Source organism: Candidatus Poriferisodalis sp. (assembly GCF_965221945.1).
Classification (GTDB): Bacteria; Actinomycetota; Acidimicrobiia; order Acidimicrobiales; family Poriferisodalaceae; genus Poriferisodalis.
The window spans coordinates 834,830-853,953 of the sequence record NZ_OZ244925.1 but is presented as its reverse complement, the minus strand read 5'-3'; the positions used below and the strand labels follow the sequence as shown (position 1 = coordinate 853,953).

Annotated in this window: 18 protein-coding genes; 13 read left to right on the top strand and 5 right to left on the bottom strand. The window is 66.1% G+C overall.

All coding sequences use genetic code 11. From position 1 onward, the window contains the following. The first annotated feature begins 64 nt into the window (after window positions 1–64). The 8 genes from ACOQPH_RS03950 to ACOQPH_RS03915 all read left to right on the top strand — a co-directional run bounded on the left by ACOQPH_RS03950 (window position 65) and on the right by ACOQPH_RS03915 (window position 8,587). Complete coding sequence (locus tag ACOQPH_RS03950; protein ID WP_420623436.1) at window positions 65–1,690, top strand: flavin-containing monooxygenase; 1,626 nt, start codon at window positions 65–67, stop codon at window positions 1,688–1,690. A gap of 27 nt (window positions 1,691–1,717) precedes the next feature. Further along, the gene (locus ACOQPH_RS03945; protein WP_420623435.1) at window positions 1,718–2,869 is read left to right on the top strand and encodes an acyl-CoA dehydrogenase family protein; all 1,152 of its coding nucleotides are present in this window, start codon (window positions 1,718–1,720) and stop codon (window positions 2,867–2,869) included. A 29-nt stretch (window positions 2,870–2,898) separates the two neighbouring features. Further along, entirely contained in the window at window positions 2,899–4,020 is a 1,122-nt protein-coding gene (locus tag ACOQPH_RS03940; protein WP_420623434.1) for an acyl-CoA dehydrogenase family protein, read from the top strand. Window positions 4,021–4,023: 3 nt separating this feature from the next. Beyond that, a complete protein-coding gene (locus tag ACOQPH_RS03935) occupies window positions 4,024–4,251 on the top strand; it encodes a type II toxin-antitoxin system HicB family antitoxin (protein ID WP_420623433.1) in 228 nt (75 codons plus the stop codon). 84 nt (window positions 4,252–4,335) lie between these two features. Next, window positions 4,336–5,565 (top strand): ATP-binding protein, encoded by a 1,230-nt coding sequence (locus ACOQPH_RS03930; protein ID WP_420623432.1) that lies wholly within the window; start codon window positions 4,336–4,338, stop codon window positions 5,563–5,565. A 140-nt stretch (window positions 5,566–5,705) separates the two neighbouring features. Continuing rightward, a complete protein-coding gene (locus ACOQPH_RS03925) occupies window positions 5,706–6,536 on the top strand; it encodes an enoyl-CoA hydratase-related protein (RefSeq protein WP_420623431.1) in 831 nt (276 codons plus the stop codon). After that, a complete protein-coding gene (locus ACOQPH_RS03920; protein WP_420623430.1) occupies window positions 6,536–7,756 on the top strand; it encodes an acyl-CoA dehydrogenase family protein in 1,221 nt (406 codons plus the stop codon). The genes ACOQPH_RS03925 and ACOQPH_RS03920 overlap by 1 nt, the downstream gene beginning before the upstream one ends. Window positions 7,757–7,768: 12 nt before the next feature. Beyond that, a complete protein-coding gene (locus ACOQPH_RS03915; RefSeq protein WP_420623429.1) occupies window positions 7,769–8,587 on the top strand; it encodes an acyl-CoA thioesterase in 819 nt (272 codons plus the stop codon). Window positions 8,588–8,724: 137 nt separating this feature from the next. On the opposite strand, the gene ACOQPH_RS03910 is transcribed toward ACOQPH_RS03915, so the two are convergent. Continuing rightward, window positions 8,725–9,162 (bottom strand): ArsI/CadI family heavy metal resistance metalloenzyme, encoded by a 438-nt coding sequence (locus tag ACOQPH_RS03910; protein WP_420623428.1) that lies wholly within the window; start codon window positions 9,160–9,162, stop codon window positions 8,725–8,727. A gap of 144 nt (window positions 9,163–9,306) precedes the next feature. Here ACOQPH_RS03910 and ACOQPH_RS03905 point away from each other — a divergent pair, with 144 nt between their 5' ends. From ACOQPH_RS03905 to ACOQPH_RS03895, 3 genes are all read left to right on the top strand, one after another. Further along, window positions 9,307–10,086: a 2-keto-4-pentenoate hydratase gene (locus ACOQPH_RS03905; protein WP_420623427.1), complete on the top strand. Its 780-nt coding sequence runs from the start codon at window positions 9,307–9,309 to the stop codon at window positions 10,084–10,086. Further along, the gene (locus ACOQPH_RS03900) at window positions 10,083–11,108 is read left to right on the top strand and encodes a D-2-hydroxyacid dehydrogenase (RefSeq protein WP_420623426.1); all 1,026 of its coding nucleotides are present in this window, start codon (window positions 10,083–10,085) and stop codon (window positions 11,106–11,108) included. Before ACOQPH_RS03905 ends, ACOQPH_RS03900 begins: the two co-directional genes overlap by 4 nt. Before the next feature lie 210 nt (window positions 11,109–11,318). After that, window positions 11,319–12,653: a bifunctional o-acetylhomoserine/o-acetylserine sulfhydrylase gene (locus ACOQPH_RS03895; protein ID WP_420623425.1), complete on the top strand. Its 1,335-nt coding sequence runs from the start codon at window positions 11,319–11,321 to the stop codon at window positions 12,651–12,653. A 45-nt stretch (window positions 12,654–12,698) separates the two neighbouring features. Here the strand turns inward: ACOQPH_RS03895 and ACOQPH_RS03890 are convergent, their stop codons facing one another. Together ACOQPH_RS03890 and ACOQPH_RS03885 are read right to left on the bottom strand one after the other, a co-directional pair. Beyond that, window positions 12,699–13,907 (bottom strand): CaiB/BaiF CoA transferase family protein, encoded by a 1,209-nt coding sequence (locus ACOQPH_RS03890; protein ID WP_420623424.1) that lies wholly within the window; start codon window positions 13,905–13,907, stop codon window positions 12,699–12,701. Between the two features lie 4 nt (window positions 13,908–13,911). Then, window positions 13,912–15,627: an N-acyl-D-amino-acid deacylase family protein gene (locus ACOQPH_RS03885; protein WP_420623423.1), complete on the bottom strand. Its 1,716-nt coding sequence runs from the start codon at window positions 15,625–15,627 to the stop codon at window positions 13,912–13,914. A 198-nt stretch (window positions 15,628–15,825) separates the two neighbouring features. Here ACOQPH_RS03885 and ACOQPH_RS03880 point away from each other — a divergent pair, with 198 nt between their 5' ends. Together ACOQPH_RS03880 and ACOQPH_RS03875 are read left to right on the top strand one after the other, a co-directional pair. Beyond that, window positions 15,826–16,164, top strand: coding sequence for a type II toxin-antitoxin system Phd/YefM family antitoxin (locus ACOQPH_RS03880; RefSeq protein WP_420623422.1), 339 nt, complete (start codon window positions 15,826–15,828; stop codon window positions 16,162–16,164). After that, the gene (locus ACOQPH_RS03875; protein WP_420623421.1) at window positions 16,164–16,610 is read left to right on the top strand and encodes a type II toxin-antitoxin system VapC family toxin; all 447 of its coding nucleotides are present in this window, start codon (window positions 16,164–16,166) and stop codon (window positions 16,608–16,610) included. The genes ACOQPH_RS03880 and ACOQPH_RS03875 overlap by 1 nt, the downstream gene beginning before the upstream one ends. Here ACOQPH_RS03875 and ACOQPH_RS03870 read toward each other — a convergent pair. Together ACOQPH_RS03870 and ACOQPH_RS03865 are read right to left on the bottom strand one after the other, a co-directional pair. Further along, window positions 16,507–17,538, bottom strand: coding sequence for a glycosyltransferase family 2 protein (locus tag ACOQPH_RS03870; RefSeq protein WP_420623420.1), 1,032 nt, complete (start codon window positions 17,536–17,538; stop codon window positions 16,507–16,509). The genes ACOQPH_RS03875 and ACOQPH_RS03870 overlap by 104 nt on opposite strands. Continuing rightward, on the bottom strand, window positions 17,535–18,923 hold the full coding sequence (locus ACOQPH_RS03865) for a sugar transferase (RefSeq protein ID WP_420623419.1): 1,389 nt from the start codon (window positions 18,921–18,923) through the stop codon (window positions 17,535–17,537). Before ACOQPH_RS03865 ends, ACOQPH_RS03870 begins: the two co-directional genes overlap by 4 nt. Window positions 18,924–19,124: the final 201 nt, after the last annotated feature.

The window sequence follows — 19,124 nt, the reverse complement described above, 5'->3', positions numbered from 1 at the left end:
CCGGAGCGTGCCACAGCGGCCCGCCGCCGGCTGCTCTCAGCTGCCCTCGGTAGTCTGACCGGCCATGAGCAGCGGGGACGGGGCCAGCTCGAACGGCCACAGGTCGTACGTCAACGAAGTGGTTGTCGTGGGTGCCGGGTTCGCCGGCATGTACATGCTCCACAAGCTGCGCGGGCTCGGTTTCGACACCGTCGTGCTCGAACGGGCCGACGGCGTGGGCGGCACGTGGTACTGGAACCGCTACCCCGGCGCTCGCTGCGACGTCGAGTCAATGCAGTACTCGTACTCGTTCGACCCCGAGCTTGAACAGGACTGGGAGTGGACCGAGCGCTACTCGTCCCAGCCGGAGATCCTGCGCTACGCCAACCATGTCGCGGACCGCTACGACCTACGCCGCGACATCCGCTTCGAGACCACCGTCGAACGCGTCGACTGGGACGACAAGGCCCGCCACTGGAGGCTGCAGACCGACCGCGGCGAGTACCGGACGCGTTTCGTGGTCATGGCGACCGGCTGTCTTTCGACGGCGAACACGCCCCGATTTGATGGGATCGATTCGTTCGAGGGCGACACGTATCACACGGGCCGCTGGCCGCATGAGGGCGTGGACTTAGCAGGCAAGTCGGTTGCAGTGATCGGCACGGGCTCGTCCGCAGTGCAGGCGATCCCGGTGATCGCACAGGAGTGCGAGGAGCTGACGGTGTTCCAGCGAACGCCGAATTACTCCATCCCAGCTCGCAACGAGCCGCTTGACCCCGAAGAACAAGGCCAGTGGAAGGCGAACTACTCCGATCTGCGCGCCAAGGCGCTCAAGGAGATGCCGGCCTTCCTCACCCGCCTACCCCGCTCGGATGATCTCGCCAAAGACGCAGATCCTGACGAGTTCGTCGAACGGCTTGAGCGCCACTGGGAGGTGGGCGGCTTCACGTTCTATGGGGCCTACGGCGACACCGCACTCGATCCCGAATCGAACCAGCGCATCGCTGAATTCGTGCGCGCCAAGATCGCCGACGCCGTCCACGATCCCGAAGTCGCGGCGAAGCTCACTCCGCACAACACCATCGCCTGCAAGCGACCGTGCCTGGACACGAGCTACTTCGAGACCTACAACCTGCCCCAAGTACGTCTAGTAGACGTATCGGAGTCGCCGATCGAGCGCATCTCCCCCGCCGGCATTGTCGTCGACGGACAGGAGTACGCCGCCGACGCCATCGTGTTCGCGACCGGCTTCGACGCCATGACCGGGACACTGCTGCGCATGAACGTCACTGGGCGCGGCGGCATCCGGCTGGCCGAACATTGGGATGCCGGTCCTCGCACCTACCTCGGGCTCGGCGTGGCCGGCTTTCCGAACCTGTTCACCGTGTCGGGTCCGGGCAGCCCCTCGGTGCTGACCAACATGATCGCGTCGATCGAACAGCACGTGAACTGGATTGCGGAATGCCTCGGCCACCTGCGCGAGTACGGCATCAAGACCATCGAGGCGCAGCCGGAAGCCGAGGCGAAATGGGTCGACCACGTCAACGCTGTCGCCGACATGACGCTGTACCCGACGTGTAACTCGTGGTATCTGGGATCCAATATCCCGGGCAAGAAACGGGTGTTCATGCCCCTCGTCGGCTTCCCGCCCTACGTTGAGATCTGCGATGCTGCGGCGGCCGACGGTTACCAGGGCTTCGCCTTGGCCTAGACGGCCGTCCACCACACAAGGCTCCAGATGCGATTCACTCCGACGGAACTGACCGGCCCCGAACTCAGCCTCCAGGCTGAGGTGCGCGAGTTCCTGGCAGCCGAACTGCCGCCGGGCTCCCACGAACCCTGCCTGGGAATGGCTGCGGACCACGACCGCGAGTTCTCGGCCAAGATGGCCGCCCGGGGCTGGGTGGGCATGGCGTTGCCGTCACGCTGGGGCGGCTCGGACCGCACCGCCGTGCAGCGCTTCATCGTGGTGGAGGAGATGCTGCGGTGGGGCGCGCCGGTGGGGCATCACTGGGTGGGCGACCGCCAGACCGGCAACGTGATCCTGAAGTTCGGCACCGACGAGCAGCGTGAGCGATTCCTGCCGCCGATCTGCCGGGGAGAGCTGGGCTTCTCCATCGGCATGAGCGAGCCTGACAGCGGCTCGGATCTGGCGTCGGTGTCGACCCGGGCCGAGCGCGCCGACGACGGCTGGATCGTGAACGGCACGAAGATCTGGACGTCCAATGCGCACATGAACGACTGGTTCATCTGCCTGTTGCGGACCTCACCGATGGAGGACGGCAACAAGCACGCTGGGCTTTCGCAGTTCCTGATCGACCTGCGCTCGCCGGGCCTCGAGATCAGCCCGATCCCATTCCTCGACGGGAGTCACCACTTCAACGAGGTCACCTTCCACGACGTGTATGTGCCCGACATCAATGTCGTCGGCGATCCCGGAATGGGCTGGCATCAGAACACCACCGAGATGGCCTACGAGCGCGGCGGCCCCGACCGCTGGCTGTCGCCGTTCTCGACGGTGGAGCAGCTGCTGCGCGAAACGGCAGGCACGCCGATGGAAGACACGGTGTCGGATCTGTTCGGTGAGCTGGCGGCCCGCTGGTGGAGCATCCGGAACCTGTCGCTGTCGGTGGCGCGGCTGATCGACGAGGGCGAGGCCCCGTCGGTGGAGTCCGCGCTGGTGAAGGAGATGGGCACGCGCTACGAGCAGGAGGTCGTCGAGAAGCTCGTGCAGCTCATCGACGAGGAGTACTCGCCCGAATCGGAGTCGCTGTTCGAGCGAATGCTGGCTCAATGCGTAGTGACCTTCCCCGGCAACACGATTCGGGGCGGCACGATCGAAATCCTGCGCTCAGTCGCCTCCAAGGGCCTCCAAGGGCTGCCGACATGACGGCAGCCCGATCGACACAGCCTGCCGGCATGACGGCGCGTGCTCCAGGTGAGCCGGTCGTGGTCGACGAGTTGGTCACCGAGACCGCACACCGGCTCTTCAACGAACTGTGCACACATGAGGCAGTACAGGCTGCCGAGGACAGCGGCGGCGCACCCGACATCTGGGAGGCATTCCGCGAGACCGGCTTCGACCTCATCGCGGTCCCCGAAGAGTCAGGCGGGTCGGGTGGCACGCTCGCTGAGGCCATGGAGGTGCTGCGTCTGGTCGGCTACCACTCGGCGCCGATTCCAGCCGCTGAGAACGGCATCCTCGGAGGCTGGCTGCTGGCCGAGGCCGGCCTCGAGCGCCCCGACGGTCTGGTCACGGTCGTCCCGCCTCGGCCAGCCGAGGGTGGCTGGTCGGGCGGTGGCGCGTGCTCGGTGAATCTCAACGGCGACGGCACTGCAGTGCTGACCGGCGAAGCCCATCGGGTGCCGTGGGCGCGCAGCGCAGAGGTGATCGTCTGCGTCTGTGCCTGCGATGGGCAGGCAACCGTGGTCGCGGTGCCGGCATCGGAGTGCGAGATCACGCCGCTGCCGAACATGGCCGGCGAGCCCCGCGACACGGTGCGCTTCGATGGTGTGACCGCACGAGCGGCACCTGCGCCCGACGGCGCCGACGCTGGGGCGTTGGCGCAACGCGGCGCCTTGTCCCGGGTGGCACTGATGGCCGGCGCTATCGAGAAGATGTGTCAGCTCACCGTCAGCTACACCAACGAGCGAGTCCAATTCGGTCGCCCCGTGGCGCGATTCCAGGCCGTGCAGCAGCACCTGGTCTGGGCCGCGCAAGATGCAGCGCTGGTCCGCATGGCCGCCGAAGTGGCTGCCCGGGAGGCCACCCGCGGTGACGCGCCGTTCGAGATCGCCGCAGCGAAGCTCGTCGCCAACCAGGCGGCTGCTCGGGCGACGAAGGCCTGCCACCAGGCCCACGGCGCCATGGGCATGACCCAGGAGTACCCACTGCACCACTTCAGCCGCCGCCTGTGGAGCTGGCGCAAGGAATACGGCTCCGACGCCCACTGGTCGGCCGTGCTCGGCAACATGGCCACCAGCATCGGCGCCGACGGCCTCTACCCCCTCATCACCTCCGGCACCGCAGCCCTCTCCTGAAGCATGAATGAGACGCCGCAAGTCCCTGGGATCATCTTTCAGGTCAGCGAAGATGACGTTGACGGCGGGTACTCGGCCAGCGCCCTCGACTTCGGCATCCACACCCAAGCAGAATCCGTCGAGGAATTGTGCGTCAACGTTTGCGAAGCCGTCGAGTGCTACTTCGGCGAAGCAACCGCACACCCTCGCATCATCGGGCCGCCGGAGACGTTAACCTGCTCCGATCTGTGAAATTTAGGGAACTGATGACGCGGAATATCGGGAATGAGTAGCGCGAAATAGCGGGAATCGAGACTTGCGGCCTAGACTGGTGCCATGAGCCAGTACGTGCTCAGGACAGCGGATGCCCTCATCACCGACTATCTGGCCGAGCTGCCTGCGGTGCTGGTCATCGGACCACGCGCTTGTGGCAAGACGACGACGGCGCGTCGCTACGCCCGCACCGTCGTGCGCTTGGACTCTGACGAGGCCGCCGCATTCCGTGCGAACCCAGACGCTGCGCTGCGGGAGCGAGACGAGCCGGTGCTGCTCGATGAGTGGCAGATGGTGCCCGACGTGCTCGGTGCTGTGAAGCGTGCCGTGGACACCGATCGCCGCCCTGGTCGGTTCCTCATCACCGGCTCGTTTCGCTCCGATCGCGACGATCGTTTCTGGCCGGGAACAGGCCGTGTGGTCGTGCTGCGTATGTACCCGCTGAGCGTGGCCGAGCAGCGGCAACAAACACAGAGCACCTTCATCGACCGGGTGGTAGCGGGCGAGCCACTGTCAGCAGGTGACCGAGCGCCGATGGACCTGCGGGATTATGTGGAGCTTGCGGTGTGTGGTGGCTTTCCCGAGCCGGCTCTCGAGCTTGGCCCCCGCACCGGGCGTGCGTGGCTCGAGAGCTACGCCGACCAGATTGCTTTGCGTGACGCCCGCATCTACAGCGAAGCGCCTGACGCAGCCCGCCTGCAGCGGTACCTGCAGGCGTATGCGGAGAATTCGGCAGGAACACCGAGCCACAAGACGCTGTACGACGCAGCGGGCATCAGCCGCAAGACCGCTGTTGCCTACGACCGGCTGCTAGCCGACCTGATGGTGACCGACGATCTGTCGGCGTGGTCAACGAATCGCTTGAAGCGCATGAGCCGGGCGCCGAAGCGCTACGTGATCGACTCAGGGCTCCTTGCCGGCATCCTGCGCGTAGGCATCGACGATGTGCTCGCGTCCGGCGACCTGATCGGCCGCTTCATCGACACTTTCGTTGTCGCTCAGCTGCGTGCAGAAGCTGCTGCCTCGACCACGCGCTACCGCCTGATGCATCTGCGCAGCGGCGACGGGCGCCGCGAAGTCGACATGGTGGCAGAGCTCGGAGGCGGCCGAATCATTGGCGTCGAGATCAAGTCGGCCGCGGCGGTGAGCCGTTCCGACGCCCGGCACCTCCAATGGCTGCGCGACTCGATGGACGAGCGCTTCGTCGCGGGCATCGTGTTCCACACCGGGCGCGACACCTTCGACCTCGCCGACCGCATCACCGCAGTGCCGATCTCAGCCCTGTGGGCCTGAGATTCCAAGCTGCCGACGCTGACGACTTGACGACCCTTCGGGAATCTGCGCAAGGCGACGTCCCACGACGGCTGGCATGGCAGTGATGGAGCATCCGGTGACCTGAGCGCTCCGCGGGCGGCGCATCTACGCTCGCCGTCATGAACGGACTTGACACCGCTGACAGCGCATTCGACGAATTCGGCCAGTACGGGGACATCTCGGTCAAGCTGAGCGACGACCACGTGGCGGTCGTGGAGATCCACCGGCCACCGCACAACTTCTTCGATCTGGAGCTGATCGACGGGTTGGTCGCCGCCTTCGGTGACCTCGACGCAGAGGACGGTTGCCGAGCCAGCGTGCTGTGCGCCGAGGGCAAGAACTTTTGCGCTGGCGCCCAATTCGGTTCCGGGGGGCGCGGAGGCGAGATCACAGCAACGAACGCTGACGGCAGCCCGCGGCACCTCTACGACGCTGCCTTCGACCTCTTCTCGAAGCGCAAGCCAGTGGTCGGGGCCGTCCAGGGCGCTGCAGTCGGCGGCGGACTCGGCGTGGCGTGCTTCCCGGACTTCCGCGTCGCCGCGCCCGAGGCCCGCTTCACTGCCAACTTCGCCCGGCTGGGCTTCCATCACGGATTCGGGCTGACCGTCACCTTGCCAATGCTGGTCGGCCACCAGCGAGCAATGGAGCTGCTCTACACGGGCAGGCGAGTCAAGGGTGACGAAGCTGTCGAGATCGGTCTGGCGGACAAGCTGGTGCCGCTGGAGGGACTGCGCTCGGCTGCGTACGACTTGGCCTGCGAGATCGCAGGGTCTGCTCCGCTAGCCGTCGAGTCCATCCGGAACACGATGCGGGGCCACCTGGCGGACGCCATCAAGGCTGCGACCGACAACGAGAAGGCCGAGCAGGATCGGCTGCGGACCACCAACGACTGGCGCGAGGGCGTCAGCGCCATGAACGAGCGCCGCACGCCGAACTTCACCCGCAGCTGATGGCGAATCCCTCGTCGAAGCCAGCCAGCGCTCTGGTCGCCGACGACATTCGAGCGGCACTCGACGGCCTGCTTGAACGCCGCACCGACCAGACTCGGCCGACCTCGATGGGGGCAGGCAGCGACGACCTCGACAACGGTCGGGCCTACCTGGCCGCAACCGTGGAGGGCGGCTGGCACGTACCGACCTGGCCGGCCATCCACGGCGGCCGGGATGTGTCCCCGGCCGAGAACCAGCTCATCGGCTCCGTACTGCGCGAGTACGTGGTGCCCGACCTGTACCCGTTCGCAATCGGGCTCGGCATGGTTGGCCCCGCCCTGCTGGCGCACGGGACCGCCGAGCAGCAGGATCGCTGGCTGCGACCGATCGCGTCAGGAGCCGAAATCTGGTGCCAGATGTTTTCCGAGCCCGAAGCTGGCTCGGACCTCGCCAACGTGGCCCTGAGCGCTGAGCGAGACGGCGATGTGTGGCGTCTGGGCGGCCAGAAGACGTGGACCAGCCGTGCGATGTGGGCCGAATGGGGAATCTGCTTGGCCCGCACCGACCCCGCACAGCCCAAGCACAAGGGCCTGACGATGTTCGTGGTGGCCATGGACGCGCCCGGAGTCGAGGTACGGCCGCTGCGCCAGATGAACAATGACGCGCACTTCAGCGAGGTGTTCGTGAACGACGCTGTCGTGGCTGACGAGTGGCGCGTCGGCGATGTGGGCGAAGGCTGGCGGGTTGCCATGACGATCCTGGGGCACGAACGGGCCGGAGCCGGCAGCAGGGGAGGCGGTGACGGTGCGAAGCGGGGAACCCGTGTCCCGCCGTGGATCGCCGACCTCGTCAAACTTGAGGCGTTGGGCGGCGATGTCCGGCGAGCCGAGGCAGTTTCCGTCTACGCCGCAGACATGGCGTCGCGCTGGACGGTGCAGCGGGCGGCCGACGAGGCTCGGTCAGGCGGCAGTCCCGGGCCGGCCGGCAGCGGCGCGAAGCTGCGAACGGTTTCGTCGTACAAGCGACGCGCCTATCTGGCGAATCGCGCCGCTGGCGCTGCGGGCATGCTCGAAGACGGTCACGGCTACATCGAGACGGTGACGGCACCGTCGATGTCGATCCGGGGCGGCACCGACGAGATCCAACGCAACATCCTGGGCGAGCGGGTGCTCGGCTTGCCGGGCGAGCCGCGCCTCGACCGCGATGTGCCATGGCGCGATTCCCGAAAGGGAATGCTGTAGACACGCGCTTGCATGGGCACTCTTCCCACCACCTACGGCGAGGTGATGTTCCTCGAAGAACACGGTCCCGATACCTACGTCGGGGTGAGTCCGGAGTACATGTGGGGCCGCATCTATGGCGGCCAGGTCATTGCTCAAGGCCTGTGGGCGGCATTCCAGACGGTAGACGAGACGTTCGTGCCGCATTCGGTCCACGCGTACTTCATCCGCGGCGGCACGCTCGACGAGCCGGTCCGCTACGAAGTCGACCGGCTACGCAACGGGCGATCGTTTTGCACACGTGCCGTCGTCGCCCGGCAAAGCGGTGGCGCAATCCTGAACCTGTCGTGCTCGTTCCACGTTGCCGAGCAGGATGCCCAAGTACAGACGGCGCGAATCCCGCTAGCACCCGATCCGGAGGATTGCCGCAACACCGACGAGGAACGGTGGCCCTGGATCATGGAGCGCCGACCGCTGGTCAGCTATCCCGGGGCCGGCCAATCGATGGGCTGGGTACGCATCGTCGACCCCATCAACGACGATCCCCGCCTGCACATCTGCGGCCTGGCGTTCACGTCCGACGCGATCCAGTTCAACGCCGCTCGATCGCTGCACCCGTTGCAGGTGACCCGCGAGCGGTACCAGGAGACGTTCATGGGTGCATCGCTGGACCACGCCATGTGGTTCCACCGCCCCATGCGGGCCGACGAATGGCATCTGTACCAATTCGACTGCCACGGCCTCACGGGCGCCCGCGGGATGACGGTCGGGAACCTCTTCTCCCCCGATGGCCGCCACATCGCGACCATCGCCCAGGAAGTGCTCTTGCGCGAGCGCCGTCCGCAGTCCTAGCAGGAGCGCGGATAGGCAATCCCTCGGTTGTCGAACCTGCTGTTTTCCGCTCTCGTTCGCTGCGCTCACGGGCCGCTCGGGCCACGGCTTCGCTGCCTATCGGCTCAGCCTCCCCGCAGGAGCAGCCGGAGTTGAACTCAGCTGGGGCAGCGGCAGGGGGCAGCGCCTGAACTGGAAGCGACCGGGTTGGCAACCACCACGTTGTCGCGGACCTCGTTGTCGCCGGTTTTGACGTACCACTCCCATTCGACACCGGCCGGATCGGTGACCCAGGTCTCGACCTTGTCGGCGTAGCAGCACATGGTCTCGTCGACGCCGGTCGTCTCTAGGCCGGCCGTGGTGAGGCGCCGTTGCGCTGCAAACACCTCATCGTCCGACGTGGTCTCGACGCCGAGATGGTTGATCGTGCCGCCGTCGCCCGGCGACTCGAACAGCACCAGCTTCAGCGGCGGTTCGTCGATAGCGAAGTTGGCGTACCCGTCGCGCCGCTTCGCAGGTTCCGCGCCGAACAAGCGCGAGTAGAAGTCGACTGCTTCGTCGATGTCGTCCACGTTGAGCGCCAGTTGCAATCTCATGGGTTCACACTACGGCGAGCGCCATGCATCGCGAAGGACGATCCCGGACATCTGTAGGTGCGTGCCAAGACCGGGCAGCGGAACCTGATCTCCCGCTCGTGTTCGCTGTACTCACGAGCCGCCCGGCCTCTAAGGTGCGCCGCTGTGACCCCGCCAAGGCAGCTCAACCCCGGACAGCTCGCCGCAGCCGACGCGCTCTCGGGCTTCTACGCGAACGGCGGTGACGTGCCGACTGGGGTATTTGCCGATCTGGGCTTCGAGGACGGGCTTGGGATCCAGTGCGAGATGCAGCGACGAGCGGTCGCGAATGGCGCTACGCAAGCAGGCTGGAAGGTGGGTCTCACGTCGGATCGCGCACGCACTGCCGTAGGTATCGATGACCGCCCATTTGGGCACGTCAATCGCGTGCTCGAATCGCCAGGCTCGATCCCGTCGGCAGAGATCAACAAGGTGAGCATCGAGCCCGAGATGTGTTTCGTGATCGGCGAGCGCATCGCCGGTGACAATGTCGATCCGGCCTCGGTGCCCGCCCGCATCTCACAGGCCTGCGCCGGCTACGAGGTGAACGAAGCGCGGGTCGCCGTCGGCGGGAACCTGGCCATGCTCGTCGCCGACAACCTGACGAACTGGGCCATCGTGCAGGGTTCCGGCGTGGCCGCCCCGGCCGCCGTAGATCTCGACCGCTGCGTGGTGACGGTCTCGTGCGATGGCGAAGAGCGCTTCAGCTGCACGGCCGCGGACGAGGTCGACAACCCCTACCTGTCGATCGCCCGGCTCGCCGCCACACTGCACCGGCACGGCATGGCCCTCGAGGCGGGTCAGAGCGTCATCACCGGTGCCTACGCCCGCTTCCGGGTTGAATCTGGTCAGACCTGGACGGCTCACTACAGCGGCATCGGAGCCGTGGAGGCGACCATCTCATGAGTTCTGCAATACCCGGACCGACGATTCTGGAAGTGCCCGACGGGCCGCTCAACGTGCTCGTCACCAAGACGCTGACGCTGCCCGACGTCAGCGAAGCTGACGAAGCCGCAATCCGTGCCGCGGCCGGGCCAGGTGCCGTGGTGAACATCGCGGACCGGCCACGAGACGGCGTTCCCTTGGCGGCAGACGCACAGGTGATCCTCGGCATCGTGCCCGAGTGGCTGTTCGATGCAGCGCCGAACCTGCGCTGGATCCATGCAACGGCATCAGGCGTCGATATGTTCATGTACCCGACGTTCCTCGCCAGTGACGTCGTGCTCACTGGCGAGAAGGGCTTGGTCGGCAGCCACCTCGCAGACCACGCTTTCGGCCTGCTGCTGGCGCTGGTCAGGCGCATCGCAACGGCCACCAAACTCGGTCCCGAGGGATGGGACAACGACCACCGAGAGCGGATGCGCTACAGCGAACTCGAGCTCGAGGGCCTGACCATGGGCATTCTGGGGTTCGGCGGCACTGGCAGGCACCTCGCCCGCCGAGCCGTGGCGTTCGGCATGAAGGTGCAGGTGATGGACCTGTACCCGGTTTCGCCCAGCGACGGCGTGGACAGCGTCGGCGGCCCCGAAGCGCTCGCCGACATCGTCGCCACCAGTGACGTGCTGGCAGTGGGCTTGCCCCTCACCGACGCGACCCGGGCGATGTTCGACGACGAGATGTTCGCACTGATGCCCGATGGGGCGATCCTGCTCAACGTGACCCGCGGCGAGATCATCGACGGACCGGCGCTGGAACGTGCGCTGGCCGAGGGCCGCATCGGCGGGGCGGCTCTCGATGTCGCACCCACCGAGCCGTTGCCCGCCGACAGCCCGCTGTGGGGCTTCGACAACTGTGTCATGACACCCCATACCGCTGGAGCGAGCCAACACCGCGCACGGCGCAACCTGAAGCGGTTCTGCCGCAATCTGGTGGCATTGCGGGAAGGTCGCCCGCTGGAGGGCGTCGTCGACAAGCAGACGGGGTTCTGAGCCGGCGCACTCATTGCACAGCCGTCCTGCTCGCTGTGCATCGAACGACGGCTCAGACCACCCAAGAACCTGGCACCAATATTTCGACACCGATCTGTCATGCAAAATCCGACTGGACAGGTCGGGATTCACCGGTACAGTGCTGCCGCTCGGCACCGAGGCCGAGAAAGGCATGGCCCGCCTCATGGGGCGTAAGAAATGGAGGTCGCCATGAGCGACTCAATCGAAACCCAGAACGAGCTATGGGGTTTCGAAACCCGAATGATTCACGCGGGCCAAGCGCCTGACAGCGCCACCAACGCCCGCGCCGTACCGATCTACCAGACCACCTCGTACACCTTCGAGAGCTCCGAGCACGCCCAAAAGCTGTTCGGGCTGGCCGAGATCGGGAACATCTACACGCGGATCATGAACCCCACCCAGCACGTGCTGGAGGAGCGGGTGAGTGCGCTTGAGGGCGGAATCCGCACGGCAGTCGGCTTGCCCGGCGCGCTGGCAGTGTCCTCCGGCCAGGCCGCGGAGACGCTGGCGATCCTCAACCTGGCAGAGTCGGGCGATCACATCGTGGCCAGCCCGTCGCTGTATGGGGGCACGTACAACCTGTTGCACTACACGCTGCCCAAGATGGGCATCGAGACCACGTTCGTGGACGATCCTGACGATCTCGACTCGTGGCGTGCTGCGGTGCGTGACAACACGCGGGCCTTCTACGGCGAGACCATCGGCAACCCGAAGAACGACATATTGGACTTCGAAGGCGTGTCCGAGGTTGCCCATTCGGTCGGCGTTCCGCTGGTCGTCGACAACACGGTGCCCTCGCCGTACCTGTGCCAGCCACTGGCACATGGAGCGGACATCGTGGTGCATTCGGCCACGAAGTTCATCGGCGGGCACGGCACGTCGATCGGCGGGCTGATCGTCGACGGCGGCACGTTCGACTTCGGGGCCTCGGGACGGCACGCGATGTTCACCGAGCCCGATCCCAGCTACCACGGTCTGGCCTACTGGCCGGCACTCGGTGCAGGTTCGTTCATCCTGAAGGCACGTGTGCAGCTGCTCCGTGACATCGGCGCCGCTGTCTCGCCCATGAACGCTTTCCTGTTCCTGCAGGGGATCGAGACATTGTCGCTGCGCATGGAGCGGCATGTCGCGAACGCCGAGGCGGTCGCCCAGTACCTCGAGTCCCATCCGCGGGTCGAGTGGGTCCTCTACGCCGGACTGCCCTCCAGCCCCTACAACGACCGGGCACGCAAGTACCTGCCGAGGGGGGCCGGCTCAGTGCTGGCATTCGGGATCGAAGGCGGCACCAAGGCCGGCCAGAAGTTCGTGGAGAGCCTGCGGCTGCACAGCCACGTCGCCAACATCGGCGACGTGCGCAGCCTGGCGATCCATCCGGCCAGCACGACGCACAGCCAGCTGACGCCCGAAGAGCAGTCCAACACCGGCGTCGAGCCGAACCTCGTTCGACTCTCGGTCGGCATCGAGACCATCGATGACATCATCGCCGACCTCGACACCGGCTTCGAAGCTGCCGCCGGCATCTGAGGGCGGGAACATACCGCGGTCGGCGCTCACTGCCGACCGACGGGACTAACGAACGGCGCCAGCCTCTCTCAGGGCTGCGATCTCATCGGATCCCAGACCGAACTGGGCCAGGATCTCATCCGTGTGCTCGCCCTTGATCGGGCTATGTCGGCGAATATCGCCAGGCACGCCGTCAATCTGGGTGGCATTGCGCACGATGCGAATGTCGCCAGCAGTTGGGTGATGCACCGCCGCGGCCATGCCGAGGTGCTGAACCTGCGGGTCTGCGAATGCCTCGGCAACGGTGTTGACGCGCCCGCACGGGATGCCCACGGCGTTCAGCCGCTCGACCCACTCGTCGCACGTGACCGCGGCGAGCCGCTCGCCGATGATGGCGTTCAGCTCGGTGCGGTTGGCCGAGCGTGACTTGGTCGACGAGAAGCGTTCGTCGTCGGGCAGATCCGGTCGGCCGATCTCCGCGCAGAACGCCTGCCACAGGCGGCCTCCGGGGGCGGCGATATTGATATGCCCGTCGGCTGCGGAGTAGGTCCCCATCGGGATCATTGTGGGATGGTCGTTGCCAGCCTGTGGCGGGTCCTCCCCCGCCACGGTCCAGCGAGCGGCTTGGAAGTCGAGCATGCCAATCATCGACTCGAGCAACGATGTGTGCACCCAGCGGCCGAGGCCGGTCCGGGATCGTTCGATCAGCGCCACCAGCACGCCGATGGCCAGTTGCAACCCGGCGGTCACGTCGCTGATTGCCACACCGGCTCGCACTGGGCCGTGCCCCGGCAAGCCAGTGACCGCCATCATCCCGCCGAGGCCCTGAGCAATCTGGTCGACGCCGCCGCGCGTTGCGTAGGGGCCCTCTTGGCCGAAACCGGAGATCGAGCCCATGACGAGTGCCGGGTTCAGTGAGTGCAAGGTCTCCCAATCGAAACCCAGCCGGTACTTGACCGTCGGTCGCAAGTTCTCGATCAGCACATCAGCAGATTGCACGAATCGGTGCAGCAGGTCGCGGCCTGACGGGTGCTTGAGATCGATTACCACAGACCGTTTGTTGCGATGAATATTGAGATGGTCGGGCGAATGCTCGCGGCTCTCCTCGAAACTGCTGCCAGGTGCGTCGACCCGGATCACGTCGGCGCCCCAGTCCGCGAGCTGACGCACGGCGGTGGGACCTGCCCGAGCAATGGTCAGGTCGAGCACGACGAAGCCGACAAGCGGGAGGGACTGCTCGCCGGCCGCAGGGCCAGGTGCTGATGCCTGGCTCACAGCCTCAACTGTTCGCAGGGTCTGCTTGGGCACCACGCACGAGCCGGCCGGGACGGGCACCGGTGAACTCGCCGTCGGTCGACACCTCGGCTCCTGCCACGAACGTGTGCCGGTACCCCGTCGACCGCTGGATCAGGCGCTTGCCGCCGCTCGGCAGGTCGTACACCAGATGGGGCCGTTCCAAAACGAGCGCGTCGAAGTCGACGATATTGAGATCGGCGCGGCACCCCGACGCCAGCAAGCCGCGGTCGGCCAGCCCATAAGCCAGCGCGTTGGCCCGGGTCTGCTTGTGCACCAGGTACTCCAAGGGCAGCCCCTCGCCACGGGTGCGATCCCGAGCCCAGTGGGTCAGCAGGTACGTGGGATAGGACGCGTCGCAGATCGTGCCGACATGCGCTCCCGCATCGCCGATCCCGCAGATCGTGTAGGGGTCCGCCAGCATCTCGCGGATCACTTCGAGGCTTCCGCCGGTGTAGTTCTCGAAGGGGTACAGCAATAGGGCGTCGCCGTCGCCGTCGGACAACAGATCCAGAGCCAGCTCCCATGGACTCATGCCAAGATGCGCCGCGCGGGCGGCTACCGAAGCACGTGGGTCAGGTTCATAGTCGGGCACCTCGCCGAGCTCGAAGGCGCGTGTGAGGGCGTAATCCATCCACTTGCTGAATCCGTCGACCGGCCGCTCCGAGACGAGCGCGCGCCGCAGGGCCTCGTTGTTGCGCATGCGAGCTGCTCGCTCGGGCGTCGGCAGGTGGGCAATCTCTCGATAGGCCGGGTGGTTTCCGAAGGGATTCACCGACACATCCAGTCCGAGCAGCACGCTGATCGGCCGGCAGCCCACCTGTCCGTTGGCGGCGATGCCGTCGGCGTTGGCAGCATGGATGTCCGCCAGCGTCTCGCGCCACAACTCGGGCGAATTGTCCACCTGCAACAACAGGACCGACAGCGGGCGTCCCGAGAGCTCCGCCGCAGCCCGCAGCGTCGCGAACTCGCCGGGTCCGAAGTCGGAGTTCACCTGCAGCACCCCAGCATCCGCGTGTCGCATCGCACGGGCGACGGCCGCCAGTTCGGGATCGCCCGCCGATAGCGACGGCGTCAGGCGACCGTCTGCAGCCTTGTGCTTGGTGGTGCGGCTGGTGGTGAAACCGAGCGCTCCCGCCTCCAAGGCCTCGGTGACGAGCGTGGTGATCCGGTCCAGCTCATCAGCGGTCGGCACTTCGGCATGGTCGGCACCTCGATCTCCCATCACGAAGAACCGCAGCGCCCCATGCGGCAGCTGGCTGCCGATGTCCATGACCCGAGGTGTCCCTTCGAGAGCGTCGAGGTACTCCGGATAGCTGGTCCAGCAGAAGTCGATGCCGTCGGCGAGGACGGTTCCAGGAATGTCCTCGACACCTTCCATCAGGTTGATGAGGTAGTCCTCGGTGCCCGGCCGGACCGGGGCAAACCCGACGCCACAATTTCCAAAGATCGCTGTGGTCACACCGTGCCATGACGACGGCGTCATCTCTGGATCCCAGGTGGCCTGGCCGTCGTAGTGCGTGTGAATGTCCACCCAGCCCGGGAGCACCAGTTGCCCGTCGGCATCGATCTCGCGTTGACCCCGGGCGGCCACCTCGCCCACCTCGACGATCGTGCCCCCGTCGATGGCCACGTCCGCCGTTCGCGGTGGGCCGCCGCTCCCGTCCACCACAGTCCCGTTACGGATCACGACCTCAGCCATGGGAGTGAGCGTAGTGAGCGACGCGCGTTCGGAACTGAAGCCACCCTCCGGTGGGTCGATCAGATCCAGGCTTTGATGGACGCGATCAACCGCCAGATTGATGCAACCACATGTGACCGAGAAAAATGACCAGTAACTGACTAGTCAACTCGCTAGCATGCATCCAGACGCGATGGGAGCCGGACGAGGAGCAGACTCGTGGCATCAGATCCAGCGCCTCCGGTCTCGGAGGAACACCACCCGGGCACGGTCAGTCCCCTGCGGACGATCGCCGCCGCGGACTTTAAGGCCAGGTGCCTGAAGATCCTCGACGATGTACGCGACTCGGGAGATCACATCACCATCACTAAGCACGGTCATCCGGTAGCGAAGCTCGTTCCTGTCCAGCCCGTCGGGCGGAGAACATCGATTATCGGGGCGTGCAAAGGGTCGATCGCCTATGACCCCGATGAGACCTTCGAGGGATCCACAATCGCCGAGATGGACGCCTGGCAGGCGAATCTCGACGACTCACACGCAATGGTCACCGAGGGCTGATGCTCCTGCTCGACACGAACGCGTTCTTGTGGGCACTCAAGGACGATCATCGACTCAGCAGTACGACGCGCAGGCTCATTGACGAGGCATGGGCGATCGAAGCCGTCGCGGTCTCAATGGTGACGTTCTGGGAAGTCGCCCTGCTCGTCGATCGGCAGCGCCTCACGTTGTCCGCTGCGCCAGAAGCGTGGCGCCAAGAACGAATAGCCGAGGGCCTCATTGAGCTACCTCTCCATGGCGAAGAGGCACTCCGAGCGGTCCGGCTCGGCAACGAGGGTTTCCATCGAGATCCTGCCGACCGCTTTATCGTCGCCACTGCGCTCGTGGGTGGCCACACACTCGTCACGTCCGATCAGCAGATTCTCTCGTGGCCAGGTTCTCTTCCGCGGATCGATTCCCGCGGTGAAAGCCCACGAGAAACCCCGCTCCCCAGGACAGGTGCATGACGGCGAACGCTGCGGCCCCGCGAAGGCGATCTGCGAGCGCGGGAAGGCGGGGGCCAAGGCGTGCTGCGGCCAGCGCACAGGCGCTCAGGTATGCGCCGGGCAGAATCCCCCCACGCAAACGTCCCCGCACCAGTTCGAGCGCTGAGAGCACGAGGCCGACTACGAGCGCCGGCGCCGCAAGCTGCCGCGGCTGCGTCGAGCGCGGGTGGCGACCGATCACCACGCGCTTCCAGATGCCGTAGTCGTAGTACTGGCGTGCCAGTCCCGCCCAGCTGGTTCGGGGCTGGTAATCCACGACCAGGCTGGGGTCGAGCCACACCACATGCCCCTGTTCGCGCAGGCGCCAGTTCAGCTCGTAGTCCTGGTTTCGTTCCAACGACTCATCGAAACCGCCCACGGACCCAAGCACGGCAGGGTCGAACACACCCAGGTACACGGTGTCGGCTGGCCCCTCGTGACTGCCGTGCCGGAATGCGGCCGGGCCCCCTCCGAACCGCGAGGACACGGTTGCCGCGATGACCCGACTCAAACCACGCTGCCCGACCGGCCGCTGCACACCGCCGACATTCGCTGCGCCGGTGCGCGCCAAGGTCACAACCGCCCGCTCCACGTAGTCAGGGGGCAGCCTGGCCTGGGCGTCAACCCGCACGATGACGTCGCCGGCAGCAGCGCCGATCGCGAGGTTGAGACCCGACGACGTCGTGCCAGCACGGTTCTCGACAATCTGCAGCGGCCACTTGCAACTGGCCTCTGAGGCAACACGATCGGTCCCGTCACTGCTCGGCGCCACGGCCACGATGACTTCCAGCGGCCCGCCAAAGGTCTGCGCGCTCACCGCATCGAGACACTCGGGCAGATCGGACGCACAGTTGCGCGCCGGAATCACCACAGAGACGTGCCGCCCGTTGTCCGTCTGTGCGCCGCTCACCGGGCGTTGCGGCGAGCCATGACGACGAGGCTCTTCGCCATGATCTCCCAGTCGAGTACCGGCGACCAGTTGACGACGTACTGCAGGTCGTGACCGAGCTTGTAGCCCGGATCGGTTTGGTAATGGCCCTGCGTCTGTGCGAGCCCCGTGATACCGGGCGGCACATCGTGACGTCGGCCGTAACCGGCAATCTCGCGTTCCAGCCGGGCAACGAATTGGGGCCGCTCGGGTCGGGGCCCCACCAGCGACATCGTGCCGACCAGCACGTTCCACAGCTGCGGCAGCTCGTCGAGCCGGGTGCGGCGCAACCAACCCATACCTCTCATGACCCGTGGGTCGTTCGAGGTAGCGAGCACAGGCCCATTGCTCTCCGCGTCACGCGTCATAGTGCGGAACTTGAGCAGTACGAACGGCGCTCCTCCACGGCCCACTCGCTCCTGCCGATACAGCACACCTCGACCACCACCGATTCTCACGTACAAGGCGACTGCTGCGGTGAGCGGCAGAGTGAATGGGGCGAGGAGCAGCAGGTACGCGAGATCGAGCAGTCGCTTGAAGCGCAGGCGGCACATCGGCAATGCATGCTCCCGCAGCGCCACAAACGGCATGCCCCCGATCTGTCGGCTGCGCTGTAGTCCCAGCAGCGTGTCAGCTGGTGTGATGCGGCGAAAGACACTGATGTTGCGCAGTTCCAGTTCATCGAGCGGCGCGGGATAGATGGCGTCGAGAGGCTGTCCGGACAACAGCAGCAGTTCGGTGGCAAGCAGGCGATCTGCTTCGGGGAGGATCAGGGTGGGGTCGGTCAGGCTGCCGACGACCACGGCGTCGGCCTCAGCGTCGGCAAGATGCTCGCGAGCTGAGTCGATATCGGCCGGGGTGCCCATCAGCAGCATCCGAGGCTTGCCGGTGCGCAGCTGACGGACGCGCCGGGCCCCCCAGCGATTGAACGAGATCAGCACGGCACCGGCTACCGCCAACACCACCAGGTTTCCCCGTGGCATGAGGTAGCGACCCGTCAACAAGGTGACCGTGGCGTCGCCGCCCACCGCCATGAACGTCAGCAGCATGGCTCGCGGAAGCCAGGGCCGATGCCCGAGCCGTTGCTCGAACTCGTACAGACCGCCGAAGTAGTAGACGGTCATGTGCAGGGCGGTGGCGACGGCAAAGCCGATCAGGTAGTGGGTCCGCGGATAGGTCGGCCAGTCCAGGCCGAATCGCACAACGGTGATGGCCACCATCAGGCCGAACAGCGTCACCGCATCGACGACGTAGAGGAACCGGAATCCCTGACGGCTCGATCGATGCCATTCCGGCGGGGCAGCCAGCGTCATCTCGTGTGCATGATTGGCCGCGACGCGTGGCTGGGTGCGGGACTGGACCTTCACGCGAAACAACCCATCGCTCGCTCTACCGTCGTGCACCCTGTCGGCCGGCGAAGGTGCAGTCCGCAAACTATCGCTCCCGCCGACTTCAACAGTCTCGGAAATGGGGCCGATGGGCATACGCCTCCCGTTGGCCAATGCGACAGCAAGGCTACGCTGCGCTCCCTCGACCGCTCGCGGTGCGTCACAGTCTGCGGTCCTCTC

Bases quoted from the DNA above. Each gene is read 5' to 3' on its own strand.
- ACOQPH_RS03950 (WP_420623436.1), top strand. From the start codon at position 65: ATGAGCAGCGGGGACGGGGCCAGCTCGAACGGCCACAGGTCGTACGTC.
- ACOQPH_RS03945 (WP_420623435.1), top strand. From the start codon at position 1,718: ATGCGATTCACTCCGACGGAACTGACCGGCCCCGAACTCAGCCTCCAG.
- ACOQPH_RS03940 (WP_420623434.1), top strand. From the start codon at position 2,899: ATGACGGCGCGTGCTCCAGGTGAGCCGGTCGTGGTCGACGAGTTGGTC.
- ACOQPH_RS03935 (WP_420623433.1), top strand. From the start codon at position 4,024: ATGAATGAGACGCCGCAAGTCCCTGGGATCATCTTTCAGGTCAGCGAA.
- ACOQPH_RS03930 (WP_420623432.1), top strand. From the start codon at position 4,336: ATGAGCCAGTACGTGCTCAGGACAGCGGATGCCCTCATCACCGACTAT.
- ACOQPH_RS03925 (WP_420623431.1), top strand. From the start codon at position 5,706: ATGAACGGACTTGACACCGCTGACAGCGCATTCGACGAATTCGGCCAG.
- ACOQPH_RS03920 (WP_420623430.1), top strand. From the start codon at position 6,536: ATGGCGAATCCCTCGTCGAAGCCAGCCAGCGCTCTGGTCGCCGACGAC.
- ACOQPH_RS03915 (WP_420623429.1), top strand. From the start codon at position 7,769: ATGGGCACTCTTCCCACCACCTACGGCGAGGTGATGTTCCTCGAAGAA.
- ACOQPH_RS03910 (WP_420623428.1), bottom strand. From the start codon at position 9,162: ATGAGATTGCAACTGGCGCTCAACGTGGACGACATCGACGAAGCAGTC.
- ACOQPH_RS03900 (WP_420623426.1), top strand. From the start codon at position 10,083: ATGAGTTCTGCAATACCCGGACCGACGATTCTGGAAGTGCCCGACGGG.
- ACOQPH_RS03895 (WP_420623425.1), top strand. From the start codon at position 11,319: ATGAGCGACTCAATCGAAACCCAGAACGAGCTATGGGGTTTCGAAACC.
- ACOQPH_RS03885 (WP_420623423.1), bottom strand. From the start codon at position 15,627: ATGGCTGAGGTCGTGATCCGTAACGGGACTGTGGTGGACGGGAGCGGC.
- ACOQPH_RS03875 (WP_420623421.1), top strand. From the start codon at position 16,164: ATGCTCCTGCTCGACACGAACGCGTTCTTGTGGGCACTCAAGGACGAT.